We start from the raw sequence: 14,209 nt of genomic DNA on the forward strand, positions 1-14,209 counted from the left end.
ACATTATGTGAAAAAGAAGGAGGCACATGTCTATGTGAGAAAGAAAAATGTGTCTTCCAGCGAAATAAAAAAGAAAATATTGAAAAAAAAGCTAAACTTTTGCAGAACGGTGTCGATATAAGAAATAAGCCAGACAGGTATCCTTAATCGACAAACAAATTCCTTATATATACTATCATTCCTTACACACCTGGCTGGCGCCTATATCACATACAAAAGGCTCTTCATAAGAAGAGCCTTTTTTTATTTTTACATTCGATTGCAGGCAAAGAGGCTCCTCTGACAAAGAGCCTCTTTTTTGAGTGCTTGTTCATTACCTGGGAAATATTTTCATCATTTTAAGGCTTTGATACAAATGTATGTATCATAGTGATAAACCGAGACTTCTCTAAAGTGATATGCTGAAAACAGACGGCTGATCTCTTCTTCACTGTACGATGAAAAAGATGTTGACCGTTTTTGTTCGTTGATCAGCTCCTGCTTTTGGAAGGATAAAAATACTTCTCCATCCACTTGAAGGACGCGGTACACTTCCTTCATGACTTGCTCAATATCCTTCAAGTAATAGATCGTCTGCACCGTAAATAATTTATTGAATGATCTGTCTTCAAAAGGTAATTGCTCAGCCTTACCAAGCGTAATAACGGCTTTGTCCTGTTCCGCAAGCTTCTTATGTTTTCTTTTTGCATATTTAATCATATGACGAGAGGCATCCACTCCATATACTTTTCCGCGGTCAAGTTTTTCAGCTACCTTTGATAAGGTGATGCCTCTTCCAGTCCCAATTTCTAAAATTCGGTCATTTTCTTGTATATTTAAGAGTTGAAGCGTCCATTCATTGATATTATGATGATTTTTTTCCATATAGCGGGCAACCCATTTTGAGAACAAGCCTTTTGGTTCCCTCATTTGTTTTCCAATCCAGCTTTGAATCAATGTTAACACCTGCTTTTCACCAGTAAATAAACTATTTACAAATTTTCTTACTTTTCATATCGGCTCTCACCTAACAAAAATTAAGACCTAGTCCTAATTTATTTGTCTTTTATAAGACGCTCCTTTTCAGAAAATGTTTCGCAGAAAGTGAAAATTATTTTTTAACTTGAATAGGCGTTTTCATTATTTGTGCTCAGATTGATTTCGTTTTCTGCATGAGCTGCATAATTTATAAATGTATCTTGATTAGATAAAGGTGGTGCTAGATTATGGGCTTTGGCGGTTATTCTGGAGGCTACTGCGGTGGCTACGGTGGCGGTTTTGCAGGCGGATTCGCATTGCTTGTTGTACTGTTCATTTTGTTGATCATCATTGGTGCAAGCTGGATTTGCTAACGTAAAAGGAGCAGGAAACGTCATGGTTTCCTGCTCCTTTTCTTTAATACCAATAAGTCCGGTACTGATACATATAACGTCTGAGCATTTCCTCTTGCTCTCTTTGCATGCGGTATGGATTGCCGTATCCGTGCTTTAAGGAATGCGGAATAGATGCATACCCGTGCCCCACAGACGGAAATCTCATATATGGTGACATCGACATTCATTGATCACCTCACAATCACCTTTTACGGTATCATATGTGCAGGTGATCAATGTGGAGCGTGTCTAAACCTGGTCCTTCTCCATCGTATAACAATCAAGCATGGCTAGCATCATAAACATGTCAATCTCCTCCTTTTCACATTTTTCATTTCCTGTTTTAGTTCATATACTTTAGTTGTTTCTGTTTCATTTCTTCATAAATTGTTTCGACTTCTTGTTCGTAAAGAACGGTCTCAATGTCCTTGTATTTCCGCTTAATCGTCAAAGTAATAAAAAATAAATGGATTGTCATATACGCTCACCTCCCTTCAGTTCGCAGCACGCGAAATAGCCCGCAGATCTTCTTTATCAGTTGACCTGCGGGCACACAAAAATGCAGATCAAAAGACAGTGTCTTCCAACCTGCAATGGATGATACGTGTGAAATCCTCGTTTACTTAAACAGTTTTGAAGCGTGCACCGTATAAGGCAAAGGAAGGACACGAACTCTTCCACAGGCTGATGACATGATGAAATTGTTGGTTGAATTGATCACAAGTAGATACGAATAACATATTCTTCAGCCTCCTTTACGTTTTTTTTTAATTACTTTGTAAGTATATCCAGCAAGCACCATTTTGTAAACCTGTTTTTAGTCATATAGGTGATTTTTGTGTTTTTGACTAAATTTCTACAGTTATTCTTGTCCGATTATCCAATACAATAAAAAAAGCCTCCTCAGGCAAATGAGGAGGCTTTCGAATTAATCTTCATCTAATTCTTGCAGTTTCTTTTGAAAGAAAATCGCGCGTTTAACACAAACAAAAGCTGCTAATAAGAAAACACAATCTATTCCCATCATCAGCATTTTTGGAGATGCTTCGATGTGCTGGTTCGGTAAGATCGTACCAATATATAAAAAGGTGCTGACAGCAAGCAAAATAAAAGCGTACTGCTTGTAATCTGTCACTAAATCACTCCACTTTTTCTTCACTTGTTTCACCTTCCAGTTATCAATGTCTATTCATAGCTTAACATAGTGAGAGAAAGCGAGGAGCATGTAAATCTATCCATTCGCCAGTGCGCTTAGTCCTTGCTTGATATCATGTAGTAAATCATCCACATCTTCAATTCCGACAGAAATACGAATTAAACCATCTGTGATGCCAAGCTCCTCCCGGCGGTCTTTTGGAATGGACGCATGGGTCATCCGGGCAGGGACAGAAATTAAGCTTTCAACCGCTCCAAGGCTTTCTGCGATTGTAAACAGCTTAAGCTGGCTTAAAAATACATCGACATGTTCTTCTTTTCCAATATCAAAAGAGATCATGCCGCCGAAGCCGGATGCTTGTGTTTTCGCAAGTTCATGTCCAGGGTGAGTATCGAGACCTGGATAATAAACACGTGTGACGGCTGCATGTTGCTTTAAAAACTCAGCGATTTTCTGTGCATTTTGTTGATGTGCTTCCATTCTTAGTCCAAGCGTTTTCATCCCTCTCATGAGAAGCCATGAATCCTGCGGTCCAAGAATTCCGCCTGTCGAGTTTTGAACAAAGTGCAGTTCTTCTCCAAGTTCTTTTGTCGCTGTGACGACAAGCCCGCCTACAACATCACTATGGCCGCCTAAATATTTAGTCGCACTGTGCAAGACAATGTCTGCGCCATATTCAATCGGCTTTTGGAAATACGGTGTGAAAAATGTATTGTCGACAATCATCAAGATGTTGGCTTCTTTTGTCAATTCGCTGATGGCTTTTAGATCCGTCATTTTGAGTAAAGGATTGGTTGGTGATTCAATGTAAACGGCTTTTGTTTCAGGTAAAATGGCTTTTTTCACTGCTTCAGGATCACTTGTGTCAACAAAGGTTGCAGTAATGCCAATGCGGTTTAGCACCTTTGTGATGACGCGGTAGGTTCCGCCGTACACGTCATCTGTCAGGACAATATGATCTCCGCTGTTAAACAGCATCATCACAGCCGTAATGGCTGCCATCCCTGAACCAAATGCGTAGCCGCTTGCTCCTCCTTCAAGATCACGAATGACTGTTTCCAGTGCAGTTCTTGTTGGATTTGCTGTTCTGGAGTATTCATACCCCGTATGTTCGCCTGCTTTCGGCTGCTTATAAGTACTCACTTGATAAATCGGCACAGACACGGCGCCTGTTCTTTCATCACCCGTTGTTCCGCTGTGAATCATCATTGTTTTTGGTTTCATGCTATTTTCCTCCCTCATAAATTCCTTTACTTAAATATCGCTCACTGCTGTCAGGAAAAATGGTGACAATGACTGTCCCAGGTGCTGCTTTCTTTGCTTCCTCTAAAGCGGCAAATAAAGCGGCACCAGAAGAGCTGCCGATGAGAACACCTTCTTTTTCAGCTGCTTCTTTCACCATTCGAAACGCATCATCATCACTGACAGTGTAAATCTCATCGAATAAAGCCTGCTCCATATAATCTGGGATAAATTCAAGGCCAATTCCTTCCGTTCTATGCGGGCCCGGGTCCCCTCCATTTAAAATTGATCCTTCAGGCTCCACAACCACTGTTTTTAACGCCTGATGCTGCTCTTTTAAATAGGCGGCACACCCTTGAAAAGTCCCGCCAGATCCTGCTCCAGCCACGAATACATCGATATTCCCTTTTAAGTCGGACCATAATTCGGGACCGAGTGTTCTATAGTAAGTCAATGGATTTACTTGGTTTTTAAATTGTAAAACACAATAGGCATTGTCAAGGCTTGCCTCTAGTTCAAGGGCTCGATCAATCGCACCCTTCATGCCTTCTTTTCTCGGCGTATGAATAATTTCTGCACCGAGCGCCTTCATCAGCTGTTGTTTTTCTTGACTAAAATGTTCTGGTACACAAAAAATGGTCTGCAATTGATGCTTTCTTGCACTTAGGGCAAGCCCAATTCCTGTGTTTCCAGCAGTCGCTTCAATAATAGTTCCGCCTGGACGCAGTTTGCCAGATGCCAATGCTTCTCTGATGAGCATATCACCTAATCGATCCTTAATACTTCCACCTGGATTCATCATCTCAAGCTTTGCATACACCTCAACGCCTTTTGGGATGCCAATCCCTGACAGCTTTAAAAGCGGTGTGCGGCCAATTAATTCAGTAATATCCTTTATGACAGCCATATGATTCCCTTCCTTTGCATGGAAAAGAAGGGGGAAACCCCTTCTTTTATTGTGTTTGCTTTATCATACGCAAGACAAGGTCGGTTGAGTGAATCGCTGCTTGCTCAAGGAATTGATCAAAGGAGATATTGGATTCTTTCCCTGCAATATCCGATAGCGCACGAACGACAACAAATGGCGTACCAAAGAGCTGGCAGACCTGTGCAACGGCTGCGGCTTCCATTTCCACCGCATATAGCTCTGGAAACTTCTCTCTCACAAACGCTACACGATCCGGATCATTCATAAACGAATCTCCTGTTGCAATCGTTCCTTTTGCCACTTGAATATGATCAATTTCTAAAGCAGATTCTTCTGCCAGCTTCACAAGCTTGTCATCTGCAATGAAAGCAGCTGGAAGTCCCGGCACTTGTCCATATTCGTAATCAAAGATGGTCACATCTACATCATGATGTCTCACATCAGTAGAGATGACAATATCACCTACATTTAATGAGTGGTGAAAACCGCCAGCAGATCCTGTATTGATCACATAATCTGGCTGAAAGCGGTCAAGCAGTAATGTTGTGCTGACCGCTGCATTTACTTTTCCAATCCCTGATTTTAATAAAATCACTTCTTTATCTTCATAAACACCTGTTGTAAATTCACACCCGGCGATGTTTTCTTGTGTAGCATTTTTTAGTTGATCTCTTAAAATCGTCACTTCTTCTTCCATTGCACCTATAACTGCGATTTTCAAATCAAAAACATCCTTTCATTCCCTTTTCTTCGCTTCTACGATCCAAACAAAATCATTCATTTGATGAAAGGATGTGCTAAAACCTTCTTCTTCAAAGATTTGCTTTAGCACATCAATGGATGGATAATATTCCGTTTCTAAATCCTCTGCAAGCTGATCGAACCCTGCGGCTCTCGCTTTGTCGATCTGAGCTTGATGTGCTGCTTGATTTTGAAACATTGTATCAGCAAAAACTATTTTACCATCTGAGTGAAGGATGTTGCTATAGGTGTGAATGGCTTGTTTTTTTTCTTCATCCGTTAAATGGTGGAATGCATATGAGCTGACGATCGTATCTGGCTCAAAAGGCGGCGCTGGAAATGATAAAAAATCCCCATCATGAAATAGATCTGGCAGTCCTTTTTGAAGAGCCGCTTTCTTCATGGCATCTGATGGTTCAACACCAAACACGTTTTTATCAGCTGCAAGGAGCAGCGCTGTTAGATTCCCCGTACCGCTTCCAAACTCAAGAACATCTTGGCCTGAACGGCGGGCAATTTCTTTTAAAATAGCCGGATACCGGCGAAACACTTCTCTATACTGCTCGTCATGACCACTTACCGTGTCGTCATAAGAGTCGGCCCAATGATCAAATAAAGAAAGAAATTCGCGTCCCATTTTCTTTCCCTCCACTTTATCTATTTATTCCTATGCGTATAGTATGTTTTATTCCATCGAACAGTTCCTATCCTACCACAACTTCTGTTTCTTTCCTACTAAAAAATACTGGGAGAGACAGAAAAACATTTGCCCTCCTGAGGGAGAGAGATTAAGATGAATGAAGAGTATAGAGAGGTGAATCAAATGGATTTTCAGCTGGATTTTTTAAAGGATAAAATAGAATTTTTTGAAGCAACATCTTTAAAAGAACTTGAACAAAAGATCCAAAAACAAATTGAACATAATCAGGCGATTCTGCTGACCGTTCATTCTGTCAGTCATCAAACGACTGTGATCGATGAGCGGATTTTGTATACAGCAGTTGTTCATTTTAAAGCAAATGTTTAAACAAAAAAGATAGCATATCTGCTATCTTTTTTTCATGTTCATCTTAATTTTTCAACCTTCACAGGTTTCCAGCCTTTTTCATCTACCCACGTAATTTCCACGCGGTAGCGTTCACCTGTTGTTTTATCACGGATGGTTCCTTTTGCATCTTGAGGACCTCCGTTATTTCCTAACCAAAGAACGGTCATTTGATCTTCTGAAATTCCTGTCGCATAGGACATGGCTTTGATCATTTCTTTCCAGTCTTTTGAGCTGGAATCATAGGTTGCTGTATGTGAACCGGATTGCTCTGTTCCTACAGGCTCCCAGTCATCATTTTCGTATGTTTTGTCTACATCACTCGTTTTGCCGCCATCTGTTTCTTTGGCGTCTTTTAACGCATCTTTATTAGGCTTTTCTTCATCATCTGTCTTCTTCGTTTCGTCGTCTTGATCAGATGAATCATCTTTTTTTGCATCTGAATCATCGGATGTGTCTTTCTTTGGATCTTTCACATCTTCTTGTGAGTTTTGTTTATTTTCACTTGTTGCAGGTGCCGTTTTTGATGGCTCTTTCGCTACATCTGGATCTTTCGGCTTATTAAAAATTAACAAACTCGATGCGACAACCAAAATAAGCACCACAACGATACCAATTAATATGTTAAGCACCATATTTGCCTTTCTGCGCTTATCACGATGTTCAAATCGAGAATTTCTACTCAAAATCTCTGCACTCCTTTGCCTCTGTTCCCTAAGTCGTTACTATTCTAACATGTCATGAAGGGATGTTCTATGTCTGTTTCTTTTCAATTTCATTGACCTTTTTTACAATATCATAAAACGCATCATTTGTCTTAGCCCGGCCACTTGTCTCATCAAGGTGAACAACAACAAGGGCGTATTTTGGTTTTTCTACCGGAAAGTATCCAGCAAACCACTTATGATAAAGCGGATTCCCCTTTTTGTCTTGACTGCCGGTTTGGGCAGTACCTGATTTTCCTGCTACATCGTATGGCAAATCTTGAAACCTTCTTCCGGTTCCCTTGTCAGAGGTCACCACCTGCCTTAAGAATTTTTGCAGCTTTTGAGCTGTATAGCGGTCAATGCTGCCCCCTTCAGGCCGTTTGTTTTGAAAGGACAGCATCGTTGTTCCGTTTTGATACAGCACTTTTTCTGCGATTTTCACTTCTTTTCGTTCTCCTCCTCTTGCGATCGCAGCCATCATATTCGCGATTTGCAGAGGTGTCGTTTTGACATTTTTTTGTCCTATTGCGGTTTGTGCAATGGCTTTTTTGACATGCTTGTCTCTTTTATCTCCCCACACACTGCCTGTTTCTTCACGATCAAACTGTTTGAAGTGCTGCTTATGATAGACATCCCCTTCCCAGCCAGCTCGATCTATGAGTCCAAGCTTTGCAGCCGTCTTTTCGATGATTTGATCATCAGTTTGAATGAGCTTTCCAGCAAGTGCCGCAAAGGTATAATTGCAGCTCTGCGAGAAACTGTCCGTCAGATTCAGCACTTCCTGTTTTCCTTCAGGCTCTCCATATAAATTCTTTCGACAGTCATACATGGTTTGTGGCTGGTCAAGGTTTTTTTCGATTGCTGCGGCAAGTACAGCTGTTTTAAAGACAGAGCCTGGAGCAATCGCTGTCAGCATGTAATTTCTTGCCTCATGCCGGTTTTTGCTTGTGACATTTGGGGTACTTGCCATTGCCAGTACACTGCTGCTTTCAATGTCGAGCAGAACGGCACCGCCTTTTTCAACGCCTTGGTCTTTGAGCACCTTCTCCATTTCAGCCTGCATGTCTTCATCTATCGTTGTCTGTACCTGAAGTGGATAAAAGGAATGAGCTTCTGCTGTATATTTGACGTCCATACCGAACAAAGGGTTTCCCCTTCCGTCCACATGATATAACAATTTTGTGTCTTGTTCGGGTAATAGAAATTCGTCAAAGGTGCTTTCCAGCCCAAATGTGCCGATTTCAGTACGTATGGAAAGCTCTTTTTTGTCAGGATAACGCTTTCTGAGTAGTTCTGGATTTTCGCTTGTGAAACCTAATGTGTGGAGGGCAAGTCTTTTTTTGTCCTTCTCTTTCATATATACGCCGTACACACCTGAATATTTCATATCATTGATGTCTTTCAGTTTTTTTTTCGTGATGTCATCTTTTAAAATGAGAGGTTTTTTCGTTTCTGTTAACTGTTTTTTGAGTTCATCCTCTTCCATCTCAAGAATAGAGGCGGTTTGGTGTAAGCGTGGAAGATCATATTGCAGGAAAGGAAATAAGATAACCGCAGGCTGTTCTTTTGTAAGAAGTGCTTGACCGTTTCGATCTAAAAACTCACCGCGCCCGTCTGAAATAACGACTTCTTCTGTTCGCTGTTTGACACTTTCTTGTATTAAATTGATATCAAGCTTTGAAAACGATTCTGTGAAGAACAGCTGAATTTCTGCCAGTCTCATCAGAAGACCGAGCAATAGTATAAAAATAATCGCACCTGTCCATTGAATTCTTCTTTTTTTGCGCATAAAAACACCTCGTCCCTATTGTGGACGAGGTGTTTACCTGATAAACGTGATTATGAAATTTTTACAATTTGGACGAACATTTCTCCGCCAGGTGTTTGAACGGTTACTTTGTCGTCTACTTGTTTACCTAAAAGGCTTTTTGCAATAGGTGAATCGTTTGAAATCTTGCCTTCGAACGGATCAGCTTCTGCACTTCCAACAATTGTGTAAGACTCTTCTTCCCCATCTGGTAATTCAACGAATGTCACCGTTTTACCAAGTGAAACCACATTTGAGTTTCCTTCATCTTCGATAATTTTAGCATTACGAATCATATTATCAAGCGTTGTAATACGGCCTTCTACAAACGCCTGCTCTTCTTTAGCAGAATCATATTCCGAGTTTTCAGAGAGGTCTCCAAAACTTCTAGCGATTTTAATACGCTCTACAACCTCTTTACGTTTAACCGTTTTCAAATATTCAAGCTCTTCTTCTAATTTACGTTTTCCTTCTTCTGTCATTGGAAATACTTTCTCTTGTGCCATGAATCATTCACTCCTTCTATTAATCCTCATCATACAAACTTTCTGCACGTGAGTGACGACTGAAATATACAAGAATGAGGACATGTTCAGGCCCTCATTCCTTCTGTACCATATTCGTAAAAGTCCATCTTACATGGCGTCCCTTTTAGATGCAACTATTATGCCTTTTATTAGACAGGACCACTCGCAGCGGTCTAAAATCGCACAAACTGTGGAAAGGCACAGGAAGCTCCTGTACCTCGTTCGGCCATTTCGATCATATGTAGAAGAATAACTTATCCATTCTCCATCTTCCAATACATAATATGGTCAGTGTACGATATGTCTATGCTATATTATTACAAAATTGCATTTTGATCAAGAATTGTTTGAAAATTTGTGATGATTTGTGTGTCGTTTTTTTAATATACTTTTTCAACTTCATTCTTTCGCTATGTGGTAGTGATTTCTCCATCTCTTCTTTTCTTCATTGTTTTCTTATCATATCAAACCCTTAAGATTTTTTCCGAGAATGCTGCTTTAATAAAAGTTTCACATATAATTAACAAATATCAATAAGGAAATATTTGGTTTTCACTGAATTTTATCAATGAAAGACCAAATACATGCTAGGGAGTGTTTTAAATGAACATGAAGAAAACAATTGTTTCTGTTCTATCCATCTCTACCTTATCTTTTTCACTAATGGGCATGGCTTCAGCCAAAGAAACAGCGGATTTCACAGTCAATAGCTGCTCCTCGGGATTTAAAACATTAGATGTAATTTCGATTCAAAATTACGATTTACCTATGAGAGTTGGTGAGCAATGCTCAGTCTATAATGCTGCAGCAACACGTTATTGGACAGATAACCAGAGTGTTGCTTCTGTAAGCTCTAGTGGGCTAGTGACCGCTCATTCACGTGGCGATGCCACTATCACTCTTTATAAAGGAACGTCTGTCTTAGGACAAGTTTTTGTGAGAGTTTGGTAAGATGATGCTGAAAAGACCTTTACAATGTAAAGGTCTTTTTCTTCTCCACCATTTACTCTGCTCGGTTTTGAAGAATCGTTTGAATTTTTGTCACCATTAAGTCTATCGCCACATGGTTTTGGCCGCCTTCTGGGATGATGATATCGGCGTATCGTTTCGTCGGTTCAATGAATTGATTATGCATCGGTCTGACAACAGATACATATTGTTCAATCACAGAATCGATCGACCGGCCTCTTTCCTTCGTATCGCGTAAAATACGGCGGATGATGCGAAGGTCTGCATCTGTATCAACATACAGTTTAATATCCATTAAATCTCTCAAACGTTCGTCTTCGAGCGCAAAGATACCTTCAACGATAATGACATCCTTCGGCTCAACATGAACCGTCTCTTCTGAACGTGTGTTTAGTTTAAAATCATATATTGGTTTTTCAATGGATTCATACCTTAAGAGCTGTTCCAAATGCTCAAACATCAGGTCATTGTCGAATGCAAGTGGATGATCATAGTTCGTGAGCAGGCGCTCTTCAAATGGCATATGACTTTGATTTTTGTAATATAAGTCTTGCTGAAGCATGAGGATGGAATGTCCTTTAAATTTTTCATAGATCGAATTGGTGACGCTCGTTTTACCTGAACCCGAGCCGCCAGCAATACCAATGACAACTGGTTTACTCCTCATGTGGCTGTTATTTCCCCTTTCTCATCATGTTGCTAGGGTATACTTTTTGATCAAGCTTGAATTTGACGATTTGCAGCGGATGACGAGCAGCATCTAGTTCATTTCCTTTTTCATCCCAAATCGTTTCAATTTTGCATGTGAAATTCTCAATTTCTGGTCCGAAGAATTCGACTTCGTCGCCTTGCTTAAAGAAGTTACGCTGCTGCAATGTCACGATTTGTTCTTTTTCATCATAATGAAGAACAAGACCTGCGAAATCAAATGTCGTTTTCTTCCCATGGATGCCAAACATTTGTTCATCCGTTCCTGGTACGCCTTCGAAAAAGGCTGGTGCTGTGTCACGGTTTGCACATTTATCTAATTCATCTAACCATTCCTGCTGAATGACAAAATTGTCTGGATCAGCACAATACGCATCAATGACTTTGCGATATACACTTACAACAGTGGCAACATAATGAATGGATTTCATCCGTCCTTCGATTTTTAAGCTGTCAATTCCCATTTCGATCATTTGAGGAATGGATTCAACAAGCTTCAAATCTTTTGGACTCATTGCAAATGGCGCATCTTCCTCACCAAATAAAGGCGCTTCCTCAGAACCTTCTAGTTTATAAAGATCATAATCCCAGCGGCAGGACTGGCAGCAGCCTCCGCGGTTAGAATCTCTTGCCGTCATATGGTTACTGAGCACGCAGCGGCCAGAGTATGCGATACACATCGCACCGTGAATGAATGTTTCGATTTCAATATCGACCTTTTCTTTCATTTCTCTAATTTCTAGCGCACTAGTTTCACGTGCGAGCACCACACGCTCAAGCCCTTCTTCCTTCCAAAACTGAACAGCTTTCCAATTTGAAAGAGATTGCTGTGTGCTTAAATGGACTTCAAGCTTCGGTGCAACACGTTTACATGTTTCAATGATCAGTGGATCAGCTACAATAATGCCTGCTACTCCAGCGCCTTCGATCCCTTGAAGGTATTCCTCCAGCCCGTCCATGTTTTCATTGTGAGCGAAGATATTTGTTGTCACATAAATGCGTGCACCATATTTGTTTGCAAATGCGACACCTTCTGCCATTTCTTCAATTGAAAAGTTATCTGCATTTGAGCGAAGTCCAAATTCTTTCCCGCCAATAAAAACAGCGTCAGCTCCGTAATGTACAGCAATTTTCAGCTTTTCCAAGTTTCCTGCGGGTGCAAGCAGTTCTGGTTTTTTTGTAATGACACGTTTCCCATCAATCATTTCAGAAATACCATCTTTCAATAATGCCATTTCCTCTGCCTCCTCTTATCTTAATAAACCGTTTCTTTAAAGAAGAACCCTGTATCAATCGAACGATTCACTGGCTGAATCTCTTCAATCCGCTTCACCCAGTCTTCTTTCTGATCTTCATACGCGTCTTTGTCAGTCGTTAGTAAATCAATTGCTTTTCTATAAAGTGATGTCACCTCTGTCATATAAGAAAGTGACTTTAAAATTCCGTCAATTTTAAATGAGTCAATGCCTGCGTCAACAAACTCTTCTAATTCGTCAATCATACACACATCATTTGGACTCATAATATGTGTCCCGTTTGCATCCTCGAAAATAGGGTATTTGTTTTGACGCTCTTGGTCATGCAGGAATAGCCCTTCCTCCATATTTCTGCCTTCGACATCCATTTGCTTGCCCTGGTATTCAAAGTAGTTGCCGATGAGCGTACGTTTTGATTGAAACATACATGTCATGCCATGGACTTGAATTTCAATCTCCACCTCAGCATTTTCTTTGATGTCGATCACACTGTCCATGTTCAGCTCTTTAGCAAGAACAGCACGCAATGCGCCCTTTCTGCCCCAATAGTTACAAGTGTAATAGTTGGTTCCAGTCGTTTCTGTACTCCAGTGAAGGTTCAGTTTCACCCCTGTTTCCTTTGCGGCCATGATCACGGCCGGGTCTCCAAAAACGACGCCGTCCACGTTTAATGAATCGAGAAAGGTTAAATAATCTCCAAGCAGCTGCACGCGGTCATTATGAAAAATCGCATTCATCGCCACATACACTTTTTTGTGATGGGCATGTGCAAGCTCTACCGTTTGTTTCACATCTTCTCTTGAAAACTCACCTGCAAGACGAATACCGTATGTTTGTTCGCCTATTAAGAATGCATCAGCTCCTGCCTCAATTAATGGCAGTACGTCTGACACGCTGCTTGGCGTCACAAGCAATTCTGGTTTCTTCATGATTGGTCACCTCTTTTTGTACTAATGGCGATCCCGTCTCCAACTGGAATAATGCACGTTTGGAAATCAGGGTTTGACATGAGCCATTGATTGTATCGATCAATCTTTCCAATTAATTGTTTTTTTCGTTTATCTTCAATTTCTTCTTCATAATTTGTCGCCACTAAGCCTTTAAATAAGACATTGTCTGTAATAATCATTCCGTCATGAGCGAGCATCGGTTCAAACAATTCAAAAAAACGCTTGTACTGCCCTTTTGCGGCATCAATAAAGATCACATCATAGGGCGCCATCGTTTGGACCGTTTTAGCCGATTCCATCGCATCACCAAAAAACACGTGTATTCTTTCTTTTAACTTTAATTCCTCAATGTTCCGTGTCGCTTCTTCATAGCGCTTTGCATTGCGCTCAATCGTATAAATCTCAGCATCTGGCAGAGCTGTTGCCATTCGAATGGCGGAATAGCCAATCGCTGTCCCGACCTCAAGAATTTTCTTCGGCTTTTTCATCGAAAGCAGCTGCAATAAAAGCTCGATGCTCACCTTTTCCATAATTGGCACATGATGCTCCTTTGCATATATCTCTAATTGAGCGATTGCATCAGGACTTGGGTGAATTAAATGTTCAATATAATCATTTATTCGATCATCTTCGATAGTCATTATCTGTCTAGCTCCTTCATGACCTGAAAAAGAAGAGTCCTGCCTATTGCAGCTCTCTTTCTCGTCAATCTTTCGTTCATCTAAGTAAAAACAACCCGATATATTTTACCACAAAGAAGTGGTAATTGCGAACCTATAAAATGGATATTCCAACGAAAAAAACTGCAGGCAATCTCATAT

General features: G+C 40.6%; 17 protein-coding genes and 1 pseudogene. 3 read left to right on the forward strand and 15 right to left on the reverse strand.

Features of this window, described 5'->3' with window-relative positions; genetic code table 11:
• Positions 1-333: 333 nt before the first annotated feature.
• Positions 334-936 (reverse strand): class I SAM-dependent methyltransferase, encoded by a 603-nt coding sequence (locus tag MHB66_RS12390; protein WP_034279979.1) that lies wholly within the window; start codon positions 934-936, stop codon positions 334-336.
• Between the two features lie 320 nt (positions 937-1,256).
• On the opposite strand from MHB66_RS12390, the pseudogene MHB66_RS12395 reads away from it, so the two are divergent.
• A pseudogene (locus tag MHB66_RS12395) lies at positions 1,257-1,331 on the forward strand (YjcZ family sporulation protein); the annotation flags it as partial.
• A 43-nt stretch (positions 1,332-1,374) separates the two neighbouring features.
• On the opposite strand, the gene MHB66_RS12400 reads toward MHB66_RS12395, so the two are convergent.
• The 7 genes from MHB66_RS12400 to MHB66_RS12430 form a co-directional block, all read right to left on the reverse strand.
• Positions 1,375-1,530, reverse strand: a complete 156-nt coding sequence (locus MHB66_RS12400; protein ID WP_223251019.1) for a hypothetical protein — start codon at positions 1,528-1,530, stop codon at positions 1,375-1,377.
• Positions 1,531-1,695: 165 nt separating this feature from the next.
• Complete coding sequence (locus tag MHB66_RS12405; RefSeq protein ID WP_065214597.1) at positions 1,696-1,830, reverse strand: YrzI family small protein; 135 nt, start codon at positions 1,828-1,830, stop codon at positions 1,696-1,698.
• 450 nt (positions 1,831-2,280) lie between these two features.
• Positions 2,281-2,511 carry a YrhC family protein gene (locus MHB66_RS12410; protein ID WP_034279976.1) on the reverse strand — a complete coding sequence of 77 codons (231 nt, stop codon included), beginning with the start codon at positions 2,509-2,511 and terminating at the stop codon, positions 2,281-2,283.
• 72 nt (positions 2,512-2,583) lie between these two features.
• On the reverse strand, positions 2,584-3,732 hold the full coding sequence (locus MHB66_RS12415; protein WP_034279973.1) for a bifunctional cystathionine gamma-lyase/homocysteine desulfhydrase: 1,149 nt from the start codon (positions 3,730-3,732) through the stop codon (positions 2,584-2,586).
• A 1-nt stretch (position 3,733) separates the two neighbouring features.
• Entirely contained in the window at positions 3,734-4,657 is a 924-nt protein-coding gene (locus MHB66_RS12420) for a cysteine synthase family protein (RefSeq protein WP_046311884.1), read from the reverse strand.
• Between the two features lie 46 nt (positions 4,658-4,703).
• Entirely contained in the window at positions 4,704-5,399 is a 696-nt protein-coding gene (gene mtnN, locus MHB66_RS12425) for a 5'-methylthioadenosine/S-adenosylhomocysteine nucleosidase (RefSeq protein WP_046311886.1), read from the reverse strand.
• A 15-nt stretch (positions 5,400-5,414) separates the two neighbouring features.
• A complete protein-coding gene (locus tag MHB66_RS12430) occupies positions 5,415-6,056 on the reverse strand; it encodes a class I SAM-dependent methyltransferase (RefSeq protein ID WP_046311888.1) in 642 nt (213 codons plus the stop codon).
• 186 nt (positions 6,057-6,242) lie between these two features.
• On the opposite strand from MHB66_RS12430, the gene MHB66_RS12435 reads away from it, so the two are divergent.
• Complete coding sequence (locus MHB66_RS12435) at positions 6,243-6,446, forward strand: YrzA family protein (RefSeq protein WP_024423103.1); 204 nt, start codon at positions 6,243-6,245, stop codon at positions 6,444-6,446.
• Between the two features lie 38 nt (positions 6,447-6,484).
• Here MHB66_RS12435 and MHB66_RS12440 read toward each other — a convergent pair whose 3' ends face one another.
• The 3 genes from MHB66_RS12440 to greA all read right to left on the reverse strand — a co-directional run bounded on the left by MHB66_RS12440 (position 6,485) and on the right by greA (position 9,484).
• The gene (locus tag MHB66_RS12440) at positions 6,485-7,150 is read right to left on the reverse strand and encodes a YrrS family protein (protein WP_046311889.1); all 666 of its coding nucleotides are present in this window, start codon (positions 7,148-7,150) and stop codon (positions 6,485-6,487) included.
• A 67-nt stretch (positions 7,151-7,217) separates the two neighbouring features.
• On the reverse strand, positions 7,218-8,960 hold the full coding sequence (locus MHB66_RS12445; RefSeq protein WP_046311891.1) for a penicillin-binding protein 2: 1,743 nt from the start codon (positions 8,958-8,960) through the stop codon (positions 7,218-7,220).
• A gap of 50 nt (positions 8,961-9,010) precedes the next feature.
• Complete coding sequence (greA, locus tag MHB66_RS12450; protein ID WP_008358505.1) at positions 9,011-9,484, reverse strand: transcription elongation factor GreA; 474 nt, start codon at positions 9,482-9,484, stop codon at positions 9,011-9,013.
• Between the two features lie 624 nt (positions 9,485-10,108).
• On the opposite strand from greA, the gene MHB66_RS12455 reads away from it, so the two are divergent.
• A complete protein-coding gene (locus MHB66_RS12455) occupies positions 10,109-10,456 on the forward strand; it encodes an Ig-like domain-containing protein (RefSeq protein WP_046311893.1) in 348 nt (115 codons plus the stop codon).
• Positions 10,457-10,508: 52 nt separating this feature from the next.
• Here the strand turns inward: MHB66_RS12455 and udk are convergent, their stop codons facing one another.
• The 4 genes from udk to MHB66_RS12475 are packed head-to-tail and all read right to left on the reverse strand — an operon-like array spanning position 10,509 to position 14,029.
• Positions 10,509-11,141, reverse strand: coding sequence for a uridine kinase (udk, locus tag MHB66_RS12460; protein ID WP_024423106.1), 633 nt, complete (start codon positions 11,139-11,141; stop codon positions 10,509-10,511).
• 7 nt (positions 11,142-11,148) lie between these two features.
• The gene (locus tag MHB66_RS12465; RefSeq protein WP_024423107.1) at positions 11,149-12,417 is read right to left on the reverse strand and encodes a U32 family peptidase; all 1,269 of its coding nucleotides are present in this window, start codon (positions 12,415-12,417) and stop codon (positions 11,149-11,151) included.
• Between the two features lie 20 nt (positions 12,418-12,437).
• Positions 12,438-13,367, reverse strand: a complete 930-nt coding sequence (locus tag MHB66_RS12470; RefSeq protein ID WP_046311896.1) for a peptidase U32 family protein — start codon at positions 13,365-13,367, stop codon at positions 12,438-12,440.
• Positions 13,364-14,029, reverse strand: a complete 666-nt coding sequence (locus MHB66_RS12475) for an O-methyltransferase (protein WP_039180249.1) — start codon at positions 14,027-14,029, stop codon at positions 13,364-13,366. The genes MHB66_RS12470 and MHB66_RS12475 overlap by 4 nt, the downstream gene beginning before the upstream one ends.
• Positions 14,030-14,209: the final 180 nt, after the last annotated feature.

This window comes from Bacillus sp. FSL L8-0167 (genome assembly GCF_038630295.1).
In the GTDB taxonomy this organism is placed as follows: domain Bacteria; phylum Bacillota; class Bacilli; order Bacillales; family Bacillaceae; genus Bacillus; species Bacillus safensis.